The sequence below is a fragment of the Kocuria salsicia genome, assembly GCF_007681555.1.
Classification (GTDB): domain Bacteria; phylum Actinomycetota; class Actinomycetes; order Actinomycetales; family Micrococcaceae; genus Kocuria; species Kocuria salsicia.
Genome location: NZ_VELE01000002.1, coordinates 70,181 through 95,240 on the forward strand (window position 1 = coordinate 70,181; position 25,060 = coordinate 95,240).

24 protein-coding genes, 1 tRNA gene and 1 riboswitch are annotated in these 25,060 nt (G+C 69.9%); of the genes, 2 read left to right on the forward strand and 23 right to left on the reverse strand.

Annotated elements, in window-relative coordinates:
• Positions 1–93 precede the first annotated feature (93 nt).
• A complete protein-coding gene (locus tag FS770_RS13675; RefSeq protein WP_186366701.1) occupies positions 94–1,101 on the forward strand; it encodes a hypothetical protein in 1,008 nt (335 codons plus the stop codon).
• A gap of 63 nt (positions 1,102–1,164) precedes the next feature.
• Here FS770_RS13675 and FS770_RS05155 read toward each other — a convergent pair whose 3' ends face one another.
• From FS770_RS05155 to rpsB, 17 genes are all read right to left on the reverse strand, one after another.
• On the reverse strand, positions 1,165–1,971 hold the full coding sequence (locus tag FS770_RS05155; RefSeq protein WP_145010435.1) for a sulfite exporter TauE/SafE family protein: 807 nt from the start codon (positions 1,969–1,971) through the stop codon (positions 1,165–1,167).
• A gap of 23 nt (positions 1,972–1,994) precedes the next feature.
• Positions 1,995–3,815 (reverse strand): proline--tRNA ligase, encoded by a 1,821-nt coding sequence (locus FS770_RS05160; protein ID WP_144942275.1) that lies wholly within the window; start codon positions 3,813–3,815, stop codon positions 1,995–1,997.
• Between the two features lie 172 nt (positions 3,816–3,987).
• On the reverse strand, positions 3,988–4,845 hold the full coding sequence (locus FS770_RS05165; protein ID WP_145010438.1) for a GNAT family N-acetyltransferase: 858 nt from the start codon (positions 4,843–4,845) through the stop codon (positions 3,988–3,990).
• A complete protein-coding gene (gene ispG / locus FS770_RS05170) occupies positions 4,842–6,008 on the reverse strand; it encodes a flavodoxin-dependent (E)-4-hydroxy-3-methylbut-2-enyl-diphosphate synthase (protein ID WP_055083969.1) in 1,167 nt (388 codons plus the stop codon). Before ispG ends, FS770_RS05165 begins: the two co-directional genes overlap by 4 nt.
• A 177-nt stretch (positions 6,009–6,185) precedes the next feature.
• Complete coding sequence (locus FS770_RS05175) at positions 6,186–6,842, reverse strand: methionine ABC transporter permease (protein WP_094394726.1); 657 nt, start codon at positions 6,840–6,842, stop codon at positions 6,186–6,188.
• Entirely contained in the window at positions 6,842–7,897 is a 1,056-nt protein-coding gene (locus FS770_RS05180; RefSeq protein WP_094393641.1) for a methionine ABC transporter ATP-binding protein, read from the reverse strand. The genes FS770_RS05175 and FS770_RS05180 overlap by 1 nt, the downstream gene beginning before the upstream one ends.
• Positions 7,894–8,778 (reverse strand): MetQ/NlpA family ABC transporter substrate-binding protein, encoded by an 885-nt coding sequence (locus tag FS770_RS05185; protein WP_145010441.1) that lies wholly within the window; start codon positions 8,776–8,778, stop codon positions 7,894–7,896. The genes FS770_RS05180 and FS770_RS05185 overlap by 4 nt, the downstream gene beginning before the upstream one ends.
• A 94-nt stretch (positions 8,779–8,872) precedes the next feature.
• Positions 8,873–8,987, reverse strand: a riboswitch (SAM riboswitch).
• 51 nt (positions 8,988–9,038) lie between these two features.
• The gene (gene dxr, locus FS770_RS05190; RefSeq protein WP_414672719.1) at positions 9,039–10,298 is read right to left on the reverse strand and encodes a 1-deoxy-D-xylulose-5-phosphate reductoisomerase; all 1,260 of its coding nucleotides are present in this window, start codon (positions 10,296–10,298) and stop codon (positions 9,039–9,041) included.
• A gap of 173 nt (positions 10,299–10,471) precedes the next feature.
• Entirely contained in the window at positions 10,472–10,735 is a 264-nt protein-coding gene (locus FS770_RS05195; RefSeq protein WP_055083977.1) for a GlsB/YeaQ/YmgE family stress response membrane protein, read from the reverse strand.
• 175 nt (positions 10,736–10,910) lie between these two features.
• Positions 10,911–12,551: a solute symporter family protein gene (locus tag FS770_RS05200; protein WP_145010444.1), complete on the reverse strand. Its 1,641-nt coding sequence runs from the start codon at positions 12,549–12,551 to the stop codon at positions 10,911–10,913.
• Complete coding sequence (locus tag FS770_RS05205; protein WP_145010447.1) at positions 12,548–12,937, reverse strand: DUF485 domain-containing protein; 390 nt, start codon at positions 12,935–12,937, stop codon at positions 12,548–12,550. Before FS770_RS05205 ends, FS770_RS05200 begins: the two co-directional genes overlap by 4 nt.
• Before the next feature lie 163 nt (positions 12,938–13,100).
• The gene (locus FS770_RS05210) at positions 13,101–13,727 is read right to left on the reverse strand and encodes a hypothetical protein (RefSeq protein WP_145010450.1); all 627 of its coding nucleotides are present in this window, start codon (positions 13,725–13,727) and stop codon (positions 13,101–13,103) included.
• A gap of 61 nt (positions 13,728–13,788) precedes the next feature.
• Positions 13,789–14,787 carry a phosphatidate cytidylyltransferase gene (locus FS770_RS05215; RefSeq protein WP_244944762.1) on the reverse strand — a complete coding sequence of 333 codons (999 nt, stop codon included), beginning with the start codon at positions 14,785–14,787 and terminating at the stop codon, positions 13,789–13,791.
• Entirely contained in the window at positions 14,787–15,344 is a 558-nt protein-coding gene (gene frr, locus FS770_RS05220; RefSeq protein WP_144942281.1) for a ribosome recycling factor, read from the reverse strand. Before frr ends, FS770_RS05215 begins: the two co-directional genes overlap by 1 nt.
• 185 nt (positions 15,345–15,529) lie before the next feature.
• On the reverse strand, positions 15,530–16,261 hold the full coding sequence (gene pyrH / locus FS770_RS05225) for a UMP kinase (protein ID WP_144942448.1): 732 nt from the start codon (positions 16,259–16,261) through the stop codon (positions 15,530–15,532).
• A gap of 302 nt (positions 16,262–16,563) precedes the next feature.
• Complete coding sequence (gene tsf / locus FS770_RS05230; RefSeq protein ID WP_055083987.1) at positions 16,564–17,394, reverse strand: translation elongation factor Ts; 831 nt, start codon at positions 17,392–17,394, stop codon at positions 16,564–16,566.
• A 115-nt stretch (positions 17,395–17,509) separates the two neighbouring features.
• The gene (rpsB, locus tag FS770_RS05235; RefSeq protein ID WP_144942282.1) at positions 17,510–18,370 is read right to left on the reverse strand and encodes a 30S ribosomal protein S2; all 861 of its coding nucleotides are present in this window, start codon (positions 18,368–18,370) and stop codon (positions 17,510–17,512) included.
• 409 nt (positions 18,371–18,779) lie between these two features.
• Here rpsB and FS770_RS05240 point away from each other — a divergent pair, with 409 nt between their 5' ends.
• The gene (locus FS770_RS05240; protein ID WP_238694052.1) at positions 18,780–19,307 is read left to right on the forward strand and encodes a murein hydrolase activator EnvC family protein; all 528 of its coding nucleotides are present in this window, start codon (positions 18,780–18,782) and stop codon (positions 19,305–19,307) included.
• Positions 19,308–19,483: 176 nt separating this feature from the next.
• Here FS770_RS05240 and FS770_RS05245 read toward each other — a convergent pair.
• The 6 genes from FS770_RS05245 to FS770_RS05270 form a co-directional block, all read right to left on the reverse strand.
• Positions 19,484–19,557: transfer RNA gene (locus tag FS770_RS05245), tRNA-Ile, on the reverse strand.
• Positions 19,558–19,684: 127 nt separating this feature from the next.
• On the reverse strand, positions 19,685–20,839 hold the full coding sequence (locus FS770_RS05250) for a glycosyltransferase (RefSeq protein WP_244944763.1): 1,155 nt from the start codon (positions 20,837–20,839) through the stop codon (positions 19,685–19,687).
• 22 nt (positions 20,840–20,861) lie between these two features.
• Positions 20,862–21,812, reverse strand: coding sequence for a DMT family transporter (locus FS770_RS05255; protein WP_145010456.1), 951 nt, complete (start codon positions 21,810–21,812; stop codon positions 20,862–20,864).
• A gap of 169 nt (positions 21,813–21,981) precedes the next feature.
• A complete protein-coding gene (locus tag FS770_RS05260; protein ID WP_144942284.1) occupies positions 21,982–22,851 on the reverse strand; it encodes a phage holin family protein in 870 nt (289 codons plus the stop codon).
• A gap of 111 nt (positions 22,852–22,962) precedes the next feature.
• Positions 22,963–23,799, reverse strand: coding sequence for an ABC transporter ATP-binding protein (locus FS770_RS05265; protein WP_145010459.1), 837 nt, complete (start codon positions 23,797–23,799; stop codon positions 22,963–22,965).
• Positions 23,800–23,801: 2 nt separating this feature from the next.
• Positions 23,802–24,926: an ABC transporter permease gene (locus FS770_RS05270; protein WP_145010462.1), complete on the reverse strand. Its 1,125-nt coding sequence runs from the start codon at positions 24,924–24,926 to the stop codon at positions 23,802–23,804.
• Between the last annotated feature and the right edge of the window lie 134 nt (positions 24,927–25,060).

Genomic DNA, 25,060 nt, shown 5'->3' on the forward strand with positions numbered 1-25,060 from the left:
TCTCCTGTGGTTCGTGTCGTCCGCCGCACGGGCGGCCTCTGCCGGGCGGCGCTTCTCCCTATCATGGAGCAGACCCGTCCCCCGGAGGAATTCGTGAGTTCTCACCCGTCCACGCCCCGCGAGCGGAGCTGGCGCACCGCGGCCGCGGTTCTCGCCGTCGTCCTGCTGCTCGTGGTGGCCGCCGGTCTCTGGGCGCACTGGCGGCCGCTGTCGGACGACGACGCCGCCCGGCTCGCAGCCCGAGCCACCGCCGAGTCCGTGCGCGCCCAGCTGCACCCGGGGTCCTCCGCGTCCTCCGCGCAGGCGGGCAGTGCGAAGCCCTCGGACGGTTCCCTGCTGACGTCCGCGGTCCTCGACCGTCAACTCGACGAGCTCGGACCCCCAGCCACTCCGACGCAGACTCGGCACATGACGGAACGCGGTGAGGAGTCCCCCGCCGTCGAGAGTCTCTCGGATGCCGCGGGACGACTCGCCGACGCCGCGGACGGCGTGCACGACGCCGACCTCGCGGCGTCCCTCGCGGCCGTCGCGGCGTCGTGGTGGGCCGCGGACGCCTCCTCTCCCTCGAGCGGTGCGGCCTCCCCCTCAACCGCCGGGTCGGAGAGCAGCGGGGCGGCGGATGGTGGAGCCACGACCGGCGAGGTCACGGGCCGCGGCTCGCCCTCGGCTTCGGCGACACCCGCTGGGCCGGTGGGCTGCGAGCCCGAGCAGCTCGCGGCCGTGACTGCGGTGGACCGCGCGCAGTTCGTCGCCGAGGCCGCCCAGGCGCGGATCTCCACCGGGAACGCGGCGCGGACGGACGTGGACGCCACTGTTGCACGGCTCCACGACACGCTCGAGGACGGGCGTGCCGCGGGCCTGCTCGGCTGCGATCCCGGCCCGGTGGCAGCGTGGTACGACCTCCCCGAGGGGTTCACCACGGATCCCGCCCGTGCGACGGGAGCGGCAGAGCGGGAGGCGAGCGAGGCGGTTGTACGGGCCGTGGCCACCAGCACCGCCGGGCAGCGCTCCTGGTGGCTCGGCGTCCTGCAGGACACTGCGCACGGCGCCCAGCGGCTGGACCCCCAGAAACCCGTGGCCGCGCTGCCCGGTCGCGGCTGACCCCGGGGGCGCCCGCGCATCCGATCCGGCGCGACGTCGCCGTCCACCGGGCGGGAACCCGGATCAGTGGCCGGTGAGCACGTCCCAGCCGAGCTTCACGATCAGCACCGAGACCACAGCGAAGAACACCACGCGGATGAACGAGTTGCCCCGGGCCACCGCCGTGCGCGCGCCGATGTACCCGCCCGCCATGTTGCTCAGTCCCAGCACCAGGCCCAGTCCCCACAGGATCGACCCGTGGGCCCCGAACACCAGGAGAGCACCGAGGTTCGTCGCCAGGTTCGCGATCTTTGCCTTCGCACTGGCTTGCATGAAGCTGTAGCCGAGCAGCGAGACGAGGCCGATGATGAGGAACGAGCCGGTGCCCGGTCCCATGACGCCGTCGTAGAAGCCGATCACGGCGCCCCGCAGGACGGCCAGGCCGTAGTGCCGGGCGCCGCTGTGCCGCAGGTCGGTGAACCGGCCCATCGACGGCTTCGCCACCGTGAACGCCAGAACCGCGACGAGCGCCACCACGATGATCGGCTTGAACACCCCGGCTGGCAGCGCCGCCGCCACGGCCGCGCCCGCCCCTGCGGCCACGAAGGCCGCCGCCGCCATGGGCAGCGCCGTGAGCAGGTCCGGATGGATGCGGCGGTGGAACGTCACGGCGGAGGTGGCCGTTCCGAAGACCGAGCCCATCTTGTTCGTGGCCAGTGCCTGCACCGGGGTGAGCCCCGGGAGCATCAGCGTCACGGGCAGCTGCAGGAGTCCACCGCCTCCCACCACGGCGTCGATGAACCCCGCGGCGAGGCCGGTGAGCGCGAGCAGCAGCAGGAGACCGGGGGTCGCGGTGTCCAGTCCCGAGCCCTCGAGGAAGGAGAGATCCACCGCCCCGACCGCTGCGAGCGGCCTCAGCGACCGACGCCCGGGGCGTCGCCCCGGACCTCGGCAGTGATCTCTCCGACCACGTCGTCGCGCTGGATGTCGCGGCTGGTGCCGGTGCCGCGGTCCTTGAGCTCCAGCACACCGTCCTGCAGACCGCGACCCACCACGAGCACGGTGGGCACGCCCAGCAGCTCTGCATCCCGGAACTTCACGCCCGGGGAGACCTTGGGACGGTCGTCGAACACGACCGTGATCCCGGCGGACTCCAGCTCCGCAACGATTTCCTCTGCGGCCTCCAGGATCTCCGCGCCCTTGCCCGTGGCCACCACGTGGACGTCGGCGGGGCTGATGTTGCGGGGCCACACTAGGCCCTTGTCGTCGTGGTAGTGCTCCGCGATGGCCGCGAGCGCGCGGGTCACGCCGATGCCGTACGAGCCCATGGTCACTGTCACGAGCTTGCCGTTGCTGTCGAGGACCTTCAGCCCCAGGGACTCCGCGTACTTGCGGCCGAGCTGGAAGACGTGGCCCATCTCGATGCCGCGCGCGATCTCCAGCGGGCCGGAGCCGTCCGGGGCGGCGTCGCCCTCGCGCACCGCGCAGGCTTCCAGCGTGCCGTCCCACGTGAAGTCGCGCTCCGCCACGAGCCCGTACACGTGGCTCTCCGCCAGGTTCGCGCCCGTGATCCAGGAGGTTCCGGGAACCACGCGGGGGTCCACGAAGAACGGGATGCCGGTGGCGGACTTCTCGCCCAGCAGGGGCTCGTCCGTGCTCAGCCCCGGACCGATGTAGCCCTTCACGAGCTGGGGGACGGCCCGCAGCTGCTCCTCGCTCGCGGCGGCCACCTCGAGCTCACCGCCCTGTCCCAGGGCGGTGCCGATGCCGGCCTCCACGCGCTTGAGGTCGATCTCCCGGTCCCCGGGGACGCCCACGGCCACGAGCTGCTTCGTGCCGTCCGGCAGCGTCACCGACAGCACCACGTTCTTCAGGGTGTCCGCGGCGGTCCAGGGCTCGCCCTCGCGGGGGTGCAGCTCGTTGGAGCGCTCCACGAGCGTGTCGATCGTGGGGCTCGACGGCGTGCGGTGCACCTGCGCGGCCGGGGCCTGCGAGTAGTCGAGCGGCTCCGGTGCCACGGTGGTCACGGCCTCGACGTTCGCCGCGAAGCCGCCCGCGGTGCGCACGAACGTGTCCTCCCCCACCAGTGAGGGGTGCATGAACTCCTCGGAGCGGGAGCCGCCCATGGCACCGGAGGTCGCGGCGACCGCCACCACCGGCAGACCCAGCCGCTCGAAGATCCGCACGTACGCGGCGCGGTGCTTGGCGTAGGACTCGTCCAGCCCGGCGTCGTCGACGTCGAAGGAGTAGGAGTCCTTCATGATGAACTCGCGCCCGCGCAGCAGCCCGGCGCGGGGGCGGGCCTCGTCCCGGTACTTCGTCTGGATCTGGTAGAGGGACACGGGCAGGTCCTTGTAGGACGAGTACATGTCCTTGACCAGCAGGGTGAACATCTCCTCGTGCGTGGGCGCGAGCAGGTAGTCCGCGCCCTTGCGGTCCTGCAGCCGGAAGAGGTTCTCGCCGTACTCGGTCCACCGGTTGGTGGTCTCGTAGGGCTCACGCGGCAGCAGCGCCGGGAAGTGCACCTCCTGCGCGCCGATCGCGTTCATCTCCTCGCGCACGATTCCCTCCACACGGCGCAGCACCGCGAGTCCGAGGGGCAGCCACGTGTAGATCCCGGGCGCCGCGCGGCGGATGTAGCCCGCACGCACGAGCAGCTTGTGGCTGTCGACGTCCGCGTCCACGGGGTCTTCGCGCAGGGTGCGCAGGAAAAGGGAGCTCAGGCGAAGCGGCACGAAAAGGTCCTAACCGCCCGGGGAACGGGCCGATCTGGGCAATGGATGTCTCCTGGGAGTCTATCGCTGTGCCCCGGGGATGCTCACGGCGGCACGGCGTCGCATGCGGCACGACGCCGCTCGCAGCACGGCACCGCTCGCCGGGCGGCGCCACTGGCAGCAGGACCGTCCCTCACAGCAGGACGGTTGCGAACTCCCCGGTCTGCTCGAAGCCCACGTGGCGGTAGGTGGCCAGGGCCGGGGCGTTGAAGGAGTTCACGTAGAGGCTCACCACCGGGGTGCGGACACGGGCGAGGGCCACGGTGGCCGCCATGCACGGCACGGCCAGACCGCGGCCGCGGTACCGGGGGTGGATCCACACGCCCTGGATCTGGCAGACGCGCCCGTGCCGGGAGCCGACGTCCGCCTTGAACACCACGGTGCCGTCCTCGTCGCACAGCACCGCGGTGCGACCCTCCGCGAGCAGCGAGCGCACGCGTCGTCGGTAGCCCTCGGCCCCGCTGGTCAGCGGCGAGTAGCCCACCTCCTCGGTGAACATCGCCACGGCGGCGGGAAGCACCCGGTCGAACTCCTCGGGTCCCGCCCAGCACACGCGCGAGGCCGTGCCACCGAGCAGAGCCGGGGCGGGGTCCCGCTCCATCACGAGCAGGGGCTGGTGGGCGCGGACGTCGAACGGTGCGGGCCAGTTCTCCCGCACCCGGTCCCACAGCCCCAGCACGGGCTCGGCCGGGCCGAAGACGGAGGCGAAGCGGGGCCCGCCGCGCAGCAGGAGGTCCGCGACGAGGTCCGTTCCCCGCTCGTCGAGGGCGATCGGGACGACGTTCGTGCCCACCCAGCACGCCCCCTCGAGCCGGCCGTCCGGGCCCCGCACGCCGTAGACGGGCGGCGTCGCACTGCCGCCGTCACGGATGCGCTCCACGTGGGCGGCCACGAACACCGAGGACACGGCGTGCTCGTCGAGCAGCCGGTCCAGCTCCCCCCGGCCCACGGCGGCGGGCGGGAGCAGCCTCGGGTCGCGGCGTCGGATCACCCGGCGGTCACGACCGGGGCACCCTCGACGGGCTGGCCGTTCTCGTCCACGCCCATCTCCTCGGCCATCTCGTTGGCCTGGGCGAGCAAGGTCTCCACGATCTGGTCCTCGGGAACGGTCTTGATGACCTCGCCGCGGACGAAGATCTGGCCCTTGCCGTTGCCGGAGGCCACGCCGAGGTCCGCCTCACGGGCCTCCCCCGGTCCGTTGACGACGCAGCCCATCACGGCCACGCGCAGCGGCACCGTGAGGTGGGCGAGACCCTCGTTGACCTCTTCGGCGAGCTTGTAGACGTCCACCTGGGCGCGCCCGCACGAGGGGCAGGAGACGATCTCCAGCTTGCGGGGGCGCAGCCCCAGGGACTGCAGGATCTGGTTGCCCACCTTGACCTCCTCCACCGGCGGCGCGGAGAGGGAGACGCGGATGGTGTCACCGATGCCCTGGGAGAGCAGGATGCCGAACGCGGTGGCGGACTTCACCGTTCCCTGCAGCGCCGGCCCGGCCTCGGTCACGCCGAGGTGCAGGGGCCAGTCCCCCCGCTCGGCCAGCAGCTGGTAGGCGCGGACCATGGTCACGGGGTCGTTGTGCTTCACGGAGATCTTGAAGTCGTGGAAGTCGTGCTGCTCGAACAGCGAGGCCTCCCACACGGCGGACTCCATGAGCGCCTCCGGGGTGGCCTTGCCGTACTTCTGCAGCAGCCGCTTGTCCAGGGAACCGGCGTTGACGCCGATGCGGATGGAGACCCCCGCCGCCTCCGCGGCGCGGGAGATGCCCTCGATCTGGTCGTCGAACTTGCGGATGTTGCCCGGGTTCACGCGAACTCCCGCGCACCCGGCGTCGATGGCCGCGTAGACGTACTTCGGCTGGAAGTGGATGTCCGCGATCACCGGGATCGGGGACTTCATGGCGATGATCGGCAGGGCGTCCGCGTCGTCCTGGGACGGGCACGCCACGCGCACGATGTCGCAGCCCGCGGCGTTGAGCTCCGCGATCTGCTGCAGCGTGGCGTTGATGTTCGTCGTGGGAGTGGTGGTCATCGACTGGACGCTGATGGGGCTCTGCGAGCCGACACCCACCGAGCCCACGCGGATCTGGCGGGTCGGGCGCCTGGGTGAGAGGACCGGCTGGGGTGCCGCCGGCATGCCGAGGTTGACCGAGGTCACGAATTTCCTCCAGGGAATTTGGCGTGCGGGGCCCGCGACACGCGCCCCGTGGGAAAGACTTCCCCCATTGTGCCCCACTCGTCCGACACGCGGCAGCCGCGCGTGACCCGCCGAACACCACGACGCCCCGGCAGCGCACAGGCTGCCGGGGCGGCGTCGGGAACTCGCGGGGGCGCCTCAGCGGCGCATGATCCTGCGCGCGAGCCAGTTGCCGAAGAACTGCACCAGCTGGACCAGGATGATGATCACGATCACCGCGGCCCACGTCACCTGGTCGTTGAAGCGCTGGTAGCCCAGGCGCAGGGCGAAGTCACCCAGGCCGCCGGCGCCGATCGCGCCCGCCATCGCGGACATGTCCGTGATGCCGATGACCAGGAACGTGTAGCCCAGGACCAGCGGGCCCAGTGCCTCGGGCAGGATCACCGTGGTGATGATCTTCCAGCGCGAGACGCCCATGGAGCGGGCCGCCTCGATCACGCCGGGATCCACCGTCATGAGGTTCTGCTCCACGATCCGCGCCACCGCGAAGGTGGCCCCGATGGTCATGGCGAAGATCGCGGCGTTGGGGCCCAGCCGGGTCCCCACCACGCTCTCCGTGAGCTTGCCGAGGGCGGCCAGCAGGATGATGAACGGGATCGGGCGCACGAAGTTCACCAGGAGGTTCAGGACGGTGAAGACCGCCCCGTTCTCCATGATGCTTCCTCGCCGGGTCACGTAGAGCCCCATGCCCACGGCCAGGCCGATGAACCCGGCCAGCACGAGGGTCACGGTGACCATGTAGAGCGTGAGCCCCGTGGCGCTCAGCAGCTGCGGTGCCAGTGTGGACCACTCCATCACTCAGCCACCTCCTCAACCTTGGTGACCGCCCGGAGGGCATCGACGGTCCGTTCGACGGCGTCCGGCGGGCCCGTGAGGGACAGCGTGAGCGTCCCGAAGGACCTGGACTGCAGGATGGAGATCCCTCCGAAGGCGATGTTGAAGCGCACGTCCGTGCGTGCTGCGTCCGAGAGCACCTCGCCGATCCGGTTCTGGTCGCGCACGTCCACCATGACCAGCCGTCCCGGGTGCTCGCGGCGCAGCTTCTCGACCTCCGCGGCGTTGGGCACCGTGTGCATCACGGAGCCCACGAACTTGCGGGTGGTCTCGGCCTGCGGGTGCGCGAAGACGTCTGCGGTGGTCCCCACCTCGACCACGCGACCGCTGTCCATCACGGCCACGCGGTCTGCGATGGCACGCACCACGTCCATCTCGTGGGTGATGAGCACCACGGTGATCCCCAGTTCGCGGTTCACCCGGCGCAGCAGCGCGAGAACCTCCTGCGTGGTCTCGGGGTCCAGCGCGGAGGTGGACTCGTCCGCGAGCAGCAGCTCGGGGTTGGACGCGAGCGCCCGGGCAATGCCCACGCGCTGCTTCTGCCCGCCCGAGAGCTGCTCCGGGTAGTTGCGGGCCCGCTCGGTGAGCCCCACGAACTCGAGCAGCTCCGTGACACGTGCCCGGCGCTCCTCGGGCTTCCACCCCGCCCGGCGCAGCGGGTACTCGATGTTCCCGGCCACGGTGCGCGAGGTGAACAGGTTGAACTGCTGGAAGATCATCCCGATGTTGTGGCGCACGGAGGCGAGCTGGGTCTCCGACCGGCCGCTGACCTGCTGGCCACCGACCTCCAGGGTGCCGGACGTGGTGGTCTCCAAACCGTTGATCAGCCGCACCAGGGTGGACTTTCCCGCGCCCGAGTAGCCGATCACGGCGAAGATCTCCCCGCGCTTGACGTCCAGGGTCACACCGTCCACGGCGGTGACCTCACGGGGGCGTCGCTTGGGCCCGGTGGTGAAGACCTTGCTGACGTCGCGGAAGCTGACCAGGGTGTCCCCGGCGGCGGGGGCTGCACTCACTTGGTCTGGTCCTTCAGGTCCTGGGAGTAGCGCGTGAGGAGGTCCTTGAGCTCCTGCTGGTCCACCTTGGTGGGGACCGCGGTGCCCTTGGTCTCCTTCTTCTCGGCCTCCTGGACCTTGTCGTCGTAGTAGAACCCGGCGACCTTCTTCAGGGTCTCGTCGTCCGCGTTGGCCTCGGTGGACGCGAAGATGTTGTCGTACACCTTGGCGCTGTCCGCCGTGGGGTCGTCCTGGGCCAGCGCGGACTCGGGCTCGAGATTGGCACGGTCGAGGAAGTCGTTGTTCACCACGGAGGCGGCCACGGAGTCCATCGAGAGCACGGTCTGCTCCGCAGAGACCGGGCGCACCTTGATCTTGGACTTGTCCGTATCCACGTCCTGCTCGGTGGGGGCGATCGTGTCCTTCGTGAAGCTCACCAGACCCTGCTGCTTGAGCAGGTTCAGCGAGCGGGAGAGGTTGATCGAGTCGTTGGGAACCGCGATCTCGTCCCCCTGCTTGAAGTCGTCAACGGACTTCAGCGTCTTGGAGTACAGCCCCAGCGGGAAGATGGAGGTGGAGCCCACCGGGGTGATGGTGTCCCCGGAGTTGTTGTTGTAGTCCGCGAGGTACGCGATGTGCTGGAACCAGTTCATGTCGATGTCGCCGCTCTTCAGCGCGGGGTTCGGCTGGCTGTAGTCGCTGAAGTCCACGAACTCCACGGTGACGTCGTTCTCGGCGGCCACTTCCTTGAGGGCGTCCTGCACCGGCGTGGCCCCCACGATGCCGATGGTGATCTTGCCGTCCGCGGCCGGGTCCGTGTTGTCGGACCCGCCACCGCACGCGGTCAGGGTGAGGCCCAGGGTGGTGGCCAGAACGAGGGGAATCAGACGCTTGGTTCGCATGATCGTGCCTTTCCAGGGTCGGGAGTGGTTGCGCCGCGCAAACGGTCCCGCACTGGACGGAGGGTGCAGATCAGGCATGTGCCATTTCAGAGAAAAACCGCACTTGCCGTGATCGCATCGAATCGCGGCCGGATGGTCATCTGGGGCACCCCGCTACGGGAGAGGGTTGCCGTCCGGCCAGCCAGAGCTACGCGCCGGATCTCGTCATCCGCACAGAATCGTAGCACGCGACGTGTGACGAACCGTGACGCCCCGGGACCTCAACGGCGCCCCGCAATGCGCTCGTCCGCGACACGGCGGGCCCACTGCTCGGCGGCCAGGACGTCCTCGAGACCCGGCTGCGCGACGACGTCGTGCTCCCCCAGCACCCACTCGACCACGTCCACGATCTCCGTGAAACCCAGCTGCGAGCGGTGGAAGGCGTGGACGGCCTGCTCGTTGGCCGCGTTGAACACCGCCGGTGCCGTGCCGCCGGTGGTTCCCGCGCTCTTCATGAGCTCCACGGCGGGGAACGCCACCGGGTCCAGCGGCTCGAAGGTCCACTCGGCCGCCCGCGTCCAGTCGCACGCGGCGGCCGCGCCCGGCACACGGTGGGGCCAGCCGAGGCCGAGCGCGATGGGAAGGCGCATGTCCGGCGGCGAGACCTGCGCGAGGGTGGAGCCGTCCACGAACTGGACCATGGAGTGCACCACGGACTGCGGGTGGACGGTGACGTCGATCCGCTCCAGCGGCACGTCAAAGAGCAGGCTCGCCTCCAGCACCTCCAGGGCCTTGTTCACCATGGTCGCGGAGTTGGTGGTCACCATCACGCCCATGTCCCACGTGGGGTGGCGCAGCGCCTGCTCGGGGGTCACCTCCGCCAGCTGCGCGCGCGTCATCCCGCGGAACGGACCGCCGGAGGCCGTCAGCACCAGGCGGTCCACCTCCGCGGCCGTGCCGGAGCGCAGCGCCTGGGCGATCGCGGAGTGTTCCGAGTCCACCGGGATCAGGGCGTCCTCGAGTCCTGTGGCCGCGGCTGCGCGTTTCACGAGCGGGCCGCCGGCGATCAGCGACTCCTTGTTGGCCAGCGCCACCCGCCGACCCGCCCCGAGGGCGGCGAGCGTGGGAGCGAGTCCGATGCTGCCGGTGATCCCGTTGAGCACGAGGTCCGCGCCCTCCCACGCCGCGATCCGCTCCGCGGCGTCCGAGCCGTGCAGGATCTCGGGCACGGGCGACGACGACGCGCGGGCGGCGGCCGTGAGCGCCTCGCGCAGGCGGGCGGCGTCGTCCGCGGAACCGCTCGTACCCACGGCCCGCACCCGGAAGGCGACGGCCTGGCGGGCCAGCAGATCCAGGTTGGACCTGCCTGCAGCGAGGGCGACGACTTCGAACGGCGAGTGACCTACACCCTCCCCCGGCCTGCGCAGCCCGGCGGCCTCCGCGACGACGTCCAGGGCCTGCGTGCCGATGGAGCCCGTGGACCCCAGGATCACCAGGCGGCGGGGGGCATCCCTGGTGGCGGCGTCGAGGTCGGGGGTCATGGCGCGGGTCTCAGTCATGCCCCCAGTATCCCGCGTGCTCGGCCCCTGGCACGCACGCGGACCCGCCCGGGTGCGGACACGGCCTGGGGCACGGATACGGACCCGGGTACGGAACAAGGGCGCCACCCGGAGGTGACGCCCTTGTTCGCTGGGTCAGTGCGACCGCTGTGGACTCAGCGGCGACGGCCGGCCACGAAGCCGTAGATCAGCAGCACGATGATCGCGCCGATCACGGACGTGATGATGGTGCCGAAGCTGATTTCGTCGATACCGGCGTGCAGACCGGGAATGATGGACCCGATCCAGCCACCGAGGAACGCGCCCACGATGCCGAGGATGATGGTGACGATGATCCCGCCACCCTGCTTGCCCGGAAGGATCAGCTTGGCGAGAGCGCCCGCGATCAGACCGAGGATGATCCAGCTGAAAATGCCCATGTCTCCACCTCTAGTTACGTTTGTCACACAGGCGGGTGTCCGCTGTGATCGTGTTCAGGGAACCACCATCATTCTACTACTTGTTTCCGGCGTAAGGACACAGGTCACAGGGTGGTGTAGCACACGCTCCCGCCCTGCGGACGACAGCCGCGGAACCTGGAGGCAGCGCCCCCGGTCAGTGGTTGACGGCCTTCTCCGCGCCCACGCCGGTGAGGGAGCGAACCTCCATCTCCGCCTGCTTCACCGGATCCTCCCTGCGGCGCTCCGTGATCGAGCCGATGAACCCGAGCAGGAAGGACGCCGGGATGGAGATGATGCCCGGGTTGGACAGCGGGTAGATGGCGAAATCAGCGTCCGGGAGCATCGAGGTCTCCGAGCCGGACATCACCGGCGAGAAGACGATCAGCACCACGGAGAGGATCAGACCTCCGTACATGGACAGCACCGCCCCGCGGGTGGTGAAGCGCTTCCAGTACAGGGAGTAGAGGATCGTCGGCAGGTTCGCGGAGGCCGCAACGGCGAAGGCGAGGGCCACGAGGAACGCCACGTTCTGCCCCTGGGCGCCGATGCCGCCGAGGATCGATATCACGCCGATGATCACCACGGTGGTCTTGGCCACGCGCAGCTCCTGCCGGGGGTCCGAGTTCCCCTTCTTGATCACGGAGGTGTAGATGTCGTGCGCGAACGACGCCGACGCCGTGATGGCCAGGCCCGCGACCACGGCCAGGATGGTGGCGAACGCCACCGCCGCGATGAGACCCATGAGCACGGAACCGCCCAGTTCGTAGGCGAGCAGCGGGGCTGCCGAGTTCACACCACCCGGTGCCGACTTGATCCGGTCCGAACCGATCAGCGCAGCCGCACCGAAGCCGAGCACCAGGGTGAAGAGGTAGAACAGGCCGATCAGCGAGATCGCCCAGACCACGGACTTGCGGGCTTCCTTGGCGGTGGGCACCGTGTAGAAGCGCATCAGCACGTGCGGCAGACCCGCGGCTCCGAGCACCAGGGCGAGGCCCAGGGAGATGAAGTCGAGCTTGGAGATCTCGCTCACGCCGTACTTCAGCCCGGGCTCGAGCATCGCCGGGTTGTTGTTGGTCTCCACCGCCGCCCCGAGGATCGAGGAGAAGTTGAAGCCGAACATGGCCAGGATCCACACGGTCATCACGGCCACGCCGGTCACGAGCAGGCACGCCTTGATGATCTGCACCCACGTGGTGCCCTTCATGCCGCCCACGAGCACGTAGACGATCATGATGACGCCCACGATCACGATCACGAGCGACTGCCCGGCCTTGGAGCCGATGCCCAGCAGCAGGGAGACGAGCGCGCCCGCTCCAGCCATCTGGGCCAGCAGGTAGAAGAACGTCACGGCCAGCGTGGAGATGGAGGCCGCCACGCGCACCGGGCGCTGGCGCAGCCGGAACGAGAGCACGTCCGCCATGGTGAACTTGCCGGTGTTGCGCAGGGGCTCGGCGATCAGCAGCAGCGCCACGAGCCACGCGACGAAGAAGCCGATCGAGTAGAGGAAGCCGTCGTAGCCCTGCAGGGCGATCGCTCCCACGATGCCCAGGAACGAGGCGGCGGAGAGGTAGTCGCCCGCGATGGCCAGCCCGTTCTGCGTTCCCGAGAACGAGCGGCCCCCGGCGTAGTAGTCAGCCGCCGTGGCGGTGGACTTCGAGGCCCGGATCACCACCACGAGCGTCACGACCACGAACGAGACGAAGATGGAGATGTTGATCGCCGGGTTGCCCACGGTGGAGGTGGGTGTGTCCGCGAGCTGGACGATCGGCAGGGAAACTGCGGGGACGGCGATCATGGCCGGGCCTCCTGGGTGGTCTCAGCCCGGTGGGACTGCTGGGATTCGAGGTGCTCGCGCAGGGCGGTGGCCTGCGGGTCGAGCGTGCGGTTCGCGAAGCGCACGTAGGCGGCGGTGATGCCGAACGTGGTGACGAACTGCAGCAGGCCCAGGACGAGTCCGAGGTTGATGTTCCCGGCCACTCGCGTGGACATGAAGCCCGGGGCGTAGATGGCCAGCACCACGTAGAGCAGGTACCAGACCAGGAACGCCACCGCGAGGGGGAAGACGAACGAACGGTGGGTGGAGCGCAGCCGCTGGAACTCTGTCGAGCGCTGCGCTGCGGGGAAGTCGATGCCGGTCGTGGCGACGGAGCCGTTCGGATCGACAGGGGGCGTGGACGCCATTGTGTGCCTCCTTGTGTGATGAGGAACACAGTACGGTCTGTGTATCCAAAGACACAGTGGCGCCGGTCAATGATGCAAAAAATCCGCGATATGACGCGGATTAGTTAGGGGACCTCACTAAATCACCAACATCTGTGTATACACAGATGCCGGGGGCGTCCGGTCACGCGCGGGTGCGCAGGGCCAGCACGAACTCCACCGCGCGGTCCAGGAACGCGTCCACCTGCTGCTCCTCGTAGCAGCGCTGCCCCTGCGCGGAGCGGAAGACCGCCTCCCGCAGCATCCGGGGGTCCACCTCCGGCGCGCTGCGCAGCTGCTCCACGAGCCGGTCGCACAGCACGTCCACGTCCGCCACGGCGTAGCCGGGCGTGCGGTGCGTGGCGGGGCGCCGGAAGCGCTGCGTCCGGGGCCGGTTCAGCCGGCCGAGCAGCAGCTCCCCCAGCAGCTCCACGTGCTCGTCCCAGCGGGCCACCCCGTGCTCCGCCACGAAGGCGCGCTGCTCCTCGGCGAAGATCGCGTCCTCGAGCTCGTCCAGGTGGGGATCCACCACGGCGGGATCGTAGCCGCCCCGCACCCTGTCGAAGACGCGCTCCCGGATCTGTCGGCTGCCCACGTGCCGCACGCCGTCGGCGTCGGGCACCCCGTCCCCGGCGGTCTCCCGGTACTCCCGGGACCCGTCCTCCGCGGCCCGCAGGGCGCGCACACGGGCCAGGAAGTCGTCCACCTGCGCGGGGTCGTACCCCCAGGCGTGGTCCGCCACCCGCTCGAAGCGGGGCTGCTGCGTGGTCATGTGGGGCCCTTTCCGTCCGTGCGCGGGCGGGTGGCGGCCGTCGCCGCCGTCCGCCCACGGCTCATCCCAGGACGCTGAACAGTTCGAAGATGACGTAACCGGTGATCACGGCGAAGAGGATCGAATCGATCCGGTCCATGACGCCACCGTGGCCCGGCAGCAGCGTTCCCATGTCCTTGATGCCGATCTCGCGCTTGACCATGGACTCGGAGAAGTCCCCCACGGTCGCCACGGCCACAATCGCCACCGCCAGCACCGCCCCCTGCCACCAGGGGATCCCGAGCAGCAGCAGCGCACACAGCACGCCCGCCACCACGGCGCCGCCGAGCGATCCCGCGAAGCCCTCCCAGGACTTCTTGGGGGAGATCTTGGGGGCCATGGGGTGCTTTCCCCACACCACGCCCACGGCGTAGCCGAAGGTGTCGGAACTGATGGCCAGCAGGATCACCGTGAGCACCTTCTGGGGCCCGTCCGCCGAGTGGTACAGCAGCACCGCGGTGCTGAGCAGGAAGGACGCCCACACCAGGGCAAAGACCGAACCCATCATGGACAGCATCATGCCGTCGCGGGAGCCGAAGGCGCGCCACACCACCACCAGGGTCACGGAGAGCACGAGGGCCATGGACAGCCACTCGGCGCCCCCGAAGAACGCGGCGAGCGGCATTGCCACGGCGGCCAGCACGGCCGGGACCTTGGGGATCTGCACCCCCTTGTAGGTCAGCGACCGTGCGATCTCCCACACACCGATGCCGGCGGCGGCGCCAGCGAGCAGCGCGAGCACGAGGGGCACGAAGAACAGCCCCGTGACGAGCGCCCCGATGAGCACCACCGCCACCGCGATGGCGGCCGGGAGGTTGCGCCCGGCACGGGAGGGCGCCCTGTGCTCGGTGCTGCGCTGGAACGGGCGCGTGAGAACCTGTCGCAGCAGCCCCGTGGACACGAGCGGCTCGCGCTGGGAGGAGTGGGCGTCCGAGCCCCCGCCGGACGGGGACGCGGCACGGTTCGCGGCGTCACCCTGGTCAGGGGGTGGCGGGGAGAGCGGAGAGTCGGCTGAGGGCATCAGGCGCCGAGGAGTTCGGCTTCCTTGTTCTTGAGCAGCTCGTCGATCTGGTCGATGTGCTTCTTGGTGACGGCGTCGAGGTCCTTCTCCCCCCGCTTGCCGTCGTCCTCGCCGACCTCGCCGTCCTTGACGAGCTTCTCGATGGCCTCCTTGGCGTGACGGCGGATGTTGCGCACGGACACGCGGCCCTCCTCCGCCTTGGTGGAGACGATCTTCACGTACTCCTTGCGGCGCTCCTCGGTGAGCTCGGGCATGACCACGCGGATCACGTTGCCGTCATTGGCGGGGTTCGCGCCGATGTCCGAGTCCCGCAGGGCCTTCTCGATGTCGTTGAGCGCCGAGCGGTCGTACGGGGTGATGAGCAGGGTGCGCGCCTCGGGGGTCTGGAAGGAGGCGAGCTGCTGCAGCGGGGTGGGCGTGCCGTAGTAGGACACGAGCAGGCCGGAGAACAGCGCCGGGTTGGCGCGGCCGGTGCGCACGCTGGAGAAGTCGGTCTTGGCGGCGTCCACCGCCTTGTCCATCTTGGTGGTGGCATCCGAGAGGACGTCTGAAATCACGGCTGGTTCTCCTTTGGCATGGCCGGCCCGCGGGAGCGCGACCGGTGGCGTCGGTTCGTTGTCTCCACTCTAACGGGCTGGACCCCCGCGCCGCTCGCGGCACCGTCCGGGGAACCACCGTTGGCGGCGACGTCGACGGCACGGCGGCCAGCGACGTCACCGCACAATGTCGCGGCGTCAGCGGGTCACGGGGTGACCAGCGTGCCGATCTCCTCGCCCAGCACCGCGCGGGTCACGTTCCCCGCCCCCTCCATGCCGAAGACCCGCATGGTGACGTTGTTGTCACGGCACAGCGCGAACGCGGTCTGGTCCATCACGCGGATGTCTCGGGCAAGGGCTTCGTTGTAGGTCAGGCTCGCCAGGCGCTCGGCGGCGGGGTCCTTGCGAGGATCGGCGGTGTACACGCCGTCCACACCGTTCTTGGCCATCAGGACCTCCGTGGCGTGCACCTCCAGTGCGCGCTGTGCGGCCACGGTGTCCGTGGAGAAGTAGGGCAGCCCGGCGCCGGCACCGAAGATGACCACGCGGTCCTTCTCCATGTGCCGGATGGCGCGGCGCGGGATGTAGGTCTCGGCAACCTGCTCCATCTTGATCGCGGACTGCACACGGGTGTCCACGCCGCACTGCTCCAGGAAGTCCTGCAGGGCGAGGCAGTTCATCACGGTGCCGAGCATGCCCATGTAGTCCGCGCGGGAACGGTCCATCCCGGCCTGCGAGAGCTCGGCGCCGCGGAAGAAGTTGCCGCCGCCCACCACGATCGAGGTCTCCACGCGGCCCACCGTCGCGGCGATCTGCTCCGCGATCTGGCGCACCACGGTGGTGTCCACACCCACGCTGCCGCCGCCGAAGACCTCGCCCGAGAGCTTCAGCAGCACGCGACGACGTGCCGGCGCTCCCGGACGCACCTCCCGGCTCATGCGGATGGCCTCGTCCTGGGGCTCGGATTCGTTGGTGGTGGGCATGGAACCTCCCGGGGCCGGTGTGTCGTCAGGGTGCTTCCCCGGGCACCACCCCCGTGTGTCGTGACGGGGTGCCCGTGAGAGCGGCCGGCGCGTGGCAGACCGCCCACCAGCATACAGAAACGGCGGGGCCCCACCGGTCTCCCGGCAGGGCCCCGCCGTCGCGGGGTGCGGTGCGCGGACGGTCTCCCGTTCACGACGCCGCTACGTCCGCCGCGCACGTCACCTCGGTGGTGCACGCGGCGGACGCGGTGGTGAGATCAGGCTCCCACGCGGAACCGCGCGAACGCGGTGGCGGTGGCGCCGGCCTCGGAGAGCACCTGGCCCACGGACTTCTTGGAGTCCTTCGCGAAGTCCTGGTCCACGAGCACGACGTCCTTGTAGTAGCCCTTCAGGCGACCCTGGACGATGTTCGGGATGATCTTGTCCGGCTTGCCCTCGTTGCGGGCGGTCTCCTCGGCCACGCGCTTCTCGTTCTCGACCGTCTCGGCGGGAACGTCCTCCTCCGAGAGGAAGGTCGGGGACATCGCGGCGATGTGCACGGCGACGTCGTGCGCGGCGGCCTCGGCGTCGGCACCGGACACGGCCAGCAGGACACCCACCTGGGCGGGGAGGTCCTTGGAGGTCTTGTGCAGGTACACGGCCACGTGGTCGCCGGCCACGCGGGCCACACGACGCACGACGACCTTCTCGCCCAGCAGCGCACCGGTCTCGGTGACGAGCTCGGAGACGGTCTTGCCGTCCACCTCGGTGGCCAGCAGGGACTCGAGGTCCGCGGCGTCAGCGGCCACGGCGGCGTCGAGCACCTTGTTGCCGAACTCCACGAACGGCGCGGACTTGGCCACGAAGTCGGTCTCGGAGTTGACCTCGACCATGTAGCCCACGTTGTTCTCCGCGCGGGCGACGATGATGCCCTCGGCGGTGGAACGGCCCTCGCGCTTGGTGACGCCCTTGAGGCCCTTCACGCGGATGATCTCCAGGGCCTTCTGGGTGTCGCCGTCGGCCTCGTCCAGGGCCTTCTTGACGTCCAGCATGCCGGCGCCGGTGCGCTCGCGCAGGGCCTTGATGTCAGCAGCGGTGTAGTTCGCCATGTGAACTCCTCTGTTGTCGGTTGTGTCCGCACCGGGCGTCCTCGGACGCCCGGTGCGGTTCCGGTCACCACTGTGGGTCACCGGGAAGAATGGGAGGTGAACACCTCCCGCGGCCTCACTCGGCGGCGGGGGCGTCCTTCTGCTCAGCGGTCTCGGCCGGCTGCTCGGCGGCGGGAGCGGACTCCTCGGCCGGGGCGGCCTGCTCGGACTTCTGCTCCTCGTGCTGCTCGAGCAGCTCGCGCTCCCACTCGGCCATGGGCTCCTCGGCGGCGTTGGACTTGCCGTTGTGGCGCTCCATGAGGCCCTCGGCCACGGCGTCCGCGACCACGCGGGTCAGCAGGGAGACGGAGCGGATGGAGTCGTCGTTGCCCGGGATGGGGAACGCGACCTCGTCCGGATCACAGTTGGTGTCGAGGATCGCGACGATCGGCACACCGAGCTTCTGGGCCTCGTCGACCGCGAGGTGCTCCTTCTTGGTGTCCACGATCCAGATCAGGGACGGGGTCTTGGTGAGGTTGCGGATGCCGCCGAGCGTGCGCTCCAGCTTCTCCTTCTCGCGGCGCAGCAGCAGCAGTTCCTTCTTGGTGTACTGCGAGCCGGCGACGTCGTCGAAGTCGACCTCTTCCAGTTCCTTCATGCGGTCGATCCGCTTGGAGACCGTCTGGAAGTTGGTGAGCATGCCACCGAGCCAGCGGTGGTTCACGTAGGGCATGCCCACGCGGGTCGCCTGCTCGGCGATCGCTTCCTGCGCCTGCTTCTTGGTGCCGACGAAGAGGATGGTGCCGCCGTGGGCGACGGTCGACTTGACGGCCTCGTAGGCCTTGTCGATGAAGCCCAGCGACTGCTGCAGGTCGATGATGTAGATGCCGTTGCGCTCGGTGAAGATGAAGCGCTTCATCTTCGGGTTCCAGCGACGGGTCTGGTGGCCGAAGTGGACGCCGTTGTCGAGCATCTGGCGCATGGTTACGACGGGCATGTCGTCTCCTGTGAGTATCTGACGGCCCGGGGGCCGTCATGGGTTGACGGTTCTCGACCGGCGGTGCCGGTCCCTGGCGCGATGCGGCGGGCCACTCCTTCTCAGAAGGTGCTCGCACGTGCCCCGTACCGAGTTCCCGTGGAACGGGGGTCTCGGACCGAGGGGCACGCACCCGCACGAAGCGTGTTCGTGGTGGGTTCCCTCGCGCGCGAAGTCAGCTGCCCGCCGTTGTTCCCACCCGCGAGCGGGCATGAGGAACCGATGGCAGGGCAACTGCACCGTCCAGTCTAGCGCATCGCGCGGTGTGCCCGCTCCACATCCCGCGGTACGTCGCCGCACGACGACGCCGCGGCGCCAGCCTGGCGGCATGACTCCCTCAGATCCTCCTGTCCCTTCCTCCGGAGCGCCCGTGCCGCAGCCTCGCGCACCGGGGCTGCCGGGTGCCACGGCGCTGGCGCTGCTGCTGCTCCTGGTTCTCGTGCACCCCGGGGCGCTCTCCCCCGCCGCGGCGGCACCTGCGGGCTGGGCGTGGCCCGTGTCCCCGCGTCCCGCCGTGGAACGGCACTTCGAAGCCCCGGCGAAGAAGTGGTTGCCGGGCCACCGCGGTGTGGATCTGCACGCTCCACCGGGCACGGAGGTGCACGCCCCGCAGGCGGGGACGGTGAGCTTCACGGGTGTGGTGGTGGACCGGGAGGTGCTCACGATCGACCACGGGGACGGCCACAAGTCCTCATTCGAGCCCGTCCTGGCCACGGTGGGCGGTGGCGACCGGGTGACCAGGGGTCAGGTGATCGGGAAGGTGGCGGAGCCCGGTCACGGTCCCGGAGGTACGGCCGTCCACTGGGGCGTGCGAGAGGACCGGGAGTACGTCAATCCGTTGCAGTTCGTCGTCGATCTGCGACCCTCGGTCCTGCTGCCCGTGCCGCAGCGGCAGTGAGCGGGAGGAATAGGTCCGGCCAGTTCGAGCCGGAGGGGTGGGGACGGGTCCTGCGGGAAATGGATCCTGCGGGAAGCGGCTGGCGTCTTCGCCAACCGGGCGGAGACGCCGCTCGGACGGGGTCAAAGAAATCGCCCTCCCGCCGGGCGAGATACCTGGCGGGAGGGCGGTGCGCGTAGGGCGGGTGGGGCTTGAACCCACGACCCAAGGATTATGAGTCCTCTGCTCTGACCAGCTGAGCTACCGCCCCTCGTGACGACCCGAAGGCCGCCGCACCACGGTACCCCACCGTGACCTCCGGTGGTGCGCCACGGGGCCGGGCTCGGGTGCGGTGCCCGTGCGACGTCGTCGTCCCCGGTGCAACGAACCGTGGCTGCTCAGCGGGAGGCACCGCTGTAGAGGGACTCGAATCGGTCCAGCGTGCGGGTGAAGGAGTGCTGGGACACCATGTGGTGGCTGTGCTCCCCCATGGCCCGCCGCTGCTCCTGCGTGGCGTCGAGCACCAGCTGCAGCTTGCGCGCCAGGTCTCCGGAGTCGCCCGGCGAGAACAGGTAGCCGTTGCGGCCCTCGTCAGCCAGGTGCGGCAGCGCACGGGCGTTGGCGAGCACCACGGGCTTCGAGGCGCTCATGGCCTCGAGCGTCACGAGGGACTGCAGCTCCGCGGTGCCCGGCTGGCAGAAGACGTCCGCACGCAGATACGCACGGCGCAGCTCCTCGTCCGTGAGGAACCCCAGGAAGTGCACTCGATCCGCAACCCCCTTCTCGTGCGCGAGGGCAATGAGCCCGTCCCGCTGCTCCCCCTCCCCCACGATCTCCGCGTGCACGTTCTTCTCCCGCGGGATCAGGGCGATGGCCTCGATCAGCTCGTTGACGTTCTTCTCCACCGCGAGCCGCCCGCAGAACAGCACCACGGGATGGTCCTGGTGTCCGACGTCCTCCCCCTCACGGGCCTCGTAGTGCCCTGCCTCGATCCCGTTGGAGACAGCCACCGCACGGTCCGCCACGCCGTTGTCCACCATGGTCCGCACGGCGAGCGGAGTGGGCGCGGTGATGACGTCGCACCGGTCGTAGATCTTCGCGAGGTCCCACCAGGAGACCTTGCGGTACCCCTTGATGAACCACTCGGGGAACGGCAGGAACGGTTCGATGTTCTCGGGGATGAAGTGGTTGGTGCCGATCAGCCGGATCCCGCGGCGGGACGCCTCCCTGGCGACCAGCCGCCCCAGGATGTAGTGGCACTGGATGTGGACCACGTCCGGCTGCAGCTCGTCGAACAGGCGGGTGATCTCGCGGGCCACCTCCCAGGGGAAGCACAGCCGGAAGTACGGGTGGGTGAACGCGTGGTGGGAGCGGATGCGGTGCTCCGTCACGCCGCTGTCGTCCATGGTCCGGGACGCCCCGCTGGTGGGCATGGGTGCCATCACGTGGACCTCGTGACCGCGATCGAGCATGCCGTGCGCCAGACGGCGGGCGAACTGGGCGGAACCGTTGACGTCGGGCGGATAGGTCTCTGCGGTGATCAGAATCTTCAATGCCTTGTGTTCCGTACGTGAGTCATCGGTCGGGGCGCGCGACCTTCCGGGACGACGCCGCCTGCTGGCCGGTGCCGCCATCCTGCGTCCTCGAGCGGGCGCGTGCGGCCGCTCGGCGCTGGATGACCTCTGGGTGGAACCGGGAGAGCAGGACCACGCCGACTATAGCAACGACACCTGCAAGCCCCATGCCCGCGGCGAGCCACCCGGTGAGCCCCTCTCCGGCCTCATCGAGGACAAGCAGCCCCAGGGCCACCCCCACCATGGGGTCCACCACGGTGAGCCCGGCGATCACGAGGTCCGGAGGCCCGCTCGAGTAGGCGCACTGCACCATCCAGCCGCCCAGAACGGCCGTGACCAGCAGCATCAGCACGGCCAGCCAGTTGGACGCCCCGAGCCCGCCCGCTGTGAGAGCGGTCATGCTCAGGCGCACGAGCACCGCCACGAACCCGTAGAGCACCCCGGCGCCGAGCACGTAGAACATGCTGATCCGGCGACGGCGAAACACCACCTCCGCGATGCCGAGCAGCACCACGAGACCGAGCAGAATGAGCACCACGGTGTTCTCCGCGGCCGCGCCCGGCCTGCGTGACGGGTCCGTGGCCGAGACGGCGCACGCGACGAATCCGGCGCCGCCGACCGTGCACAGCACCACGGCGAGCCAGGTTCGGCGGTTGATCGTGAGGTGCTGGTGGCGCGCGTGCAGCAGTGTCGTGATCGCCAGCGCGACCACACCGATGGGCTGCACCACGGTCACGGTGGCCAGCGTCAGCGCGGAGACGTTCAGCGCCATCCCCAGCCCCAGCAGGCCCGTGCCGAGCAGCCAGCGGCCGTTGCGCAGCAGGGCCCCCAGATTGCGGGGTCTCAGGGCCCCGGAGGTCTCGCCCCTGACGGCCGCCGACTGCGTCTGAGTGCCCACCGCGAGGCACACGGCGGAGGCGATCGCCAGCGCCACCGCGATCCACTGGCTCATCGTCCCGTCTTCTGCTGGTCCACGGACTCATCGTAGGGGCACCGCTGCCACCGCGCTCCGCACCTCATCCCGCCGGACTCCGGAGATGCCGCGGGCCGGGCCCTCCGAAGAGGACCCGGCCCGGTGCCTCGGGAAACAGCTCGACAGAGCCGCCCGTGGGCTGCTCGAACTACTTGCGCAGAAGCTTCCGCAGGAACACGAGGAACGCGGTTCCTGCCGCAGCGGCGACGGCCAGCGGCTGCCAGCGTTCGCTGAGCACGTCCGCCGCAGAGGTGGAGCCCTCCGCGCGCACGCCCTGCGTGCCGCCCTTGGAGGCGAACATGCTCTTCACGGAGGCCTGGGTGGCCTTCACGGTGCGCGAGGTGCGGTTGACGAAGCCCTTGGTGGCGGCCTGCACGGAGTCCGCGCGGTTCTGGGCGTCGTCGCGCAGGCTTTTGAGGTGCTCGCGGCGCAGCTTCAGTCGGGAGCGCAACTGCTCCTCGGTGGGCTTGACCGGCTTGACGCGGTTCGGATCGTTCGCGGCCTCCTCCTTCTCGCGCTGCTTCTTCTGCTCGGCCTCGTTGATCTCGCGCTGGACGCGGCCCTCGTTGTACGCGGAGCCCTCCTTGAGGACGCCGAGGTCGTAGCGCAGCCCGAAGATCGTCTTCTCCGGCACGAGCGGCATGGCGTTCTTGATCTTGGAGACACCGATCAGAGCCAGGACGGCGAGGACCACGATGAACACGACGGCGAGCAGCAGGGCCGCGAGCCACGCGGGCATCACGTGGGAGAGCCCGGCAATCGCCGCGCCGACCAAGGCGATCACCGCGAGACCCAGGAAGAGCAGGCCGACGACGACGAACGCAGCGCCCACACCCACCTTGATGCCCTTGTCCTTGAGCTCGAGGACGGCCAGCTGGGCCTCGTCCTTGAGCTGCTTGGGGAGCAGGCGCACGAAGACCTTGACGACGTCCGTGATGGGCGCCGCCCCCGGCCTCTTGGTGGTGCGGGTTCCTGTGGTGGGTGAGTGGCCGCTGTTGGGGCCCACTGCGTGGCTCATGCCGCCTCCGGTGAGTGCGTGGTGGTGGTGATGGAACGATCTGGTATCAAACTACCATCCGCCCGGGAGGCCTCCGGCCCCGCCGGAGCCCGGCACACGGGCCCCGTGCGGTCACCGCAGGCGGCCGTCCTCCATGGTCACGCACTCGTCGGCGAGCGGCACGAACTCGGTGTCGTGGGTGACCACGAGGGATGCGAGGGAGAACTCGTGGGTGAGGCTGGCGAGCAGCTCCATGATGCTGCGTGAGCGCTCCTGGTCCAGTGCCGCGGTGGGCTCGTCCACGAGCAGCAGCTGGGGGTCGTTCATGAGCGCCCGGGCAATGTTCACGCGCTGGCGCTGCCCGCCGGAGAGCTGGTGGGGGCGGCGGTCCCCACAGTCCGTCAGGCCCACCTGCTCGAGCAACTCGTCCGCGCGCTTCCCGGCGGTCTTCAGCTCCTTGCCGCGGGCCCCTGCGATGTGGGCGGCGAGCACGAGCTGCTCGCGCGACGTCAGGGCCGCCAGCAAGTTGGGCTGCTGGAAGACCATGCCGGTGTGCCCTCGGCGGATCCTCGCGAGCTCCTTCTCGGGCAGCCTCGTGAGGGACTCTCCCGCCACGGTGACGGTGCCGGAGGTCGGGCGGATCAGGGCGGCCGCCACGGCGAGCAGCGAGGACTTGCCGGAGCCCGAGGGCCCGATCAGCGCCGTCATCGTGCCGCGGTGCAGCGTCAGGTGCACGTGGTCCAGGGCGGTGACGGTGCGCGCAGTGCCGTCCGGGTACTCGAGGCACACGTCGCGCACATCCAGCGCGGCGGCGTCGGCATCCGCGTGGCGGGTGCCGCAGGGGCCCCCATGACGGGACTCGAGCTCGTCGCCGGCGAGGTGCTCGGGCCGGTGGTCGTGCTGGCCCACGAACTCGGCGGGGCCGTGGGCATCGGCGCGGTGGCGGGGCTTGGTGTCGGAAGCGTGCATGGTCAGTTACCTCCCAGGGCAATCATCGGGTCGACGGTGGAAACGCGGCGCACCGCGAGCAGGGAGCCGAGCAGGCCCAGGACGAGCACACCCAGCACGGGCAGTCCCACGCTGGCCAGGCTCAGCTGGAACGGCACGGCGGATCCCGCGAGCAGCCCGCCCAGCAGTCCGAGTGCGCCGCCCACGAGCACGCCCAGCGTCAGGACCACGGCCGCCTGCACGATCGAGTCCCGCACCACGTAGCCACGGTCGGCACCCAGGGCGCGCAGCACCGCGATGTCACGGGTGCGCTGAATGGTCCACACGGTCAGGAAGGAGACCACGACCAGTGCAGAAATCCCGTACAGGAAGCCCTGCATCATCAGCAGCGAACCGCGCTCGGACTCATAGGCGGGAAGTGCTGCGAACGCCTCCTTGGTGCTCATGGCCACGGTGTCGGTGTCACCAGGCAGCTCCTGCGGGTAGTCCTGCGTGGTCAGGGCCAGCGCAGTGGCCTGCTCGTCACTCGTGGTGTGGGCCACCGCCGGGAAGTCGGCCATGCTCATCCACACCACCGGAACGTGGCTGTAGTACTCGTCCTCGACCACGCCGGTGGTCTTCAGGGCCTTGCCGCCCATGGAGACGGTGTCCCCCACGGAGACGTGCATGTCGTCGGCCAGAGTGCTGCTCAGCACCACCTGGCCCTCGTCCGGATGGGTCTGGCCGGAGGACGCCTTCAGGTCCGGGGCGAGCTTCGAGCTCGGCTCCAGGGCGATGGCGGCGGCCGCGGTGGTGCCCGCGCGCGACGTCGTGGTGCTCGCGTCCTGGGTCTCGGCACCGCTGCGGGCGCTGGCCTGGGTGATCCCCAGGCGCTCCACGCTGTCCTTGCCCACGCCGTCGCGCCACCTCTGCAGCTCGCCGTCCGTGATCTGCGACGTGGTGAACGAGGACGTGCCGGAATCCCCCGGGGGCGCGCTCAGCACGAGGTGCTGGGCAGCCAGGCGCTCGAGCGCTGACGTGTTCTGGTGACCGAGTCCGTTGGTCAGACCGGTCAGCAGGACCAGCAGCAGGGTGATGAGCGCCACGACCGTGGCGAGCAGCGCGAAGCGGCCCTTGGCGAAGGTGATGTCCCTCAGGGACAAGAACATGGGGTGGCTCCCGTGACGAAGGTGTGGTGGACAACTGCCTCCAGTCTCCGGCGGCGGCGGCACGCGGGGATCGCCACCCCGGTTGAAGGTCGGGGCGCGAGCGGTTGAACCGCGGATCAACCGTTCGGTTGATG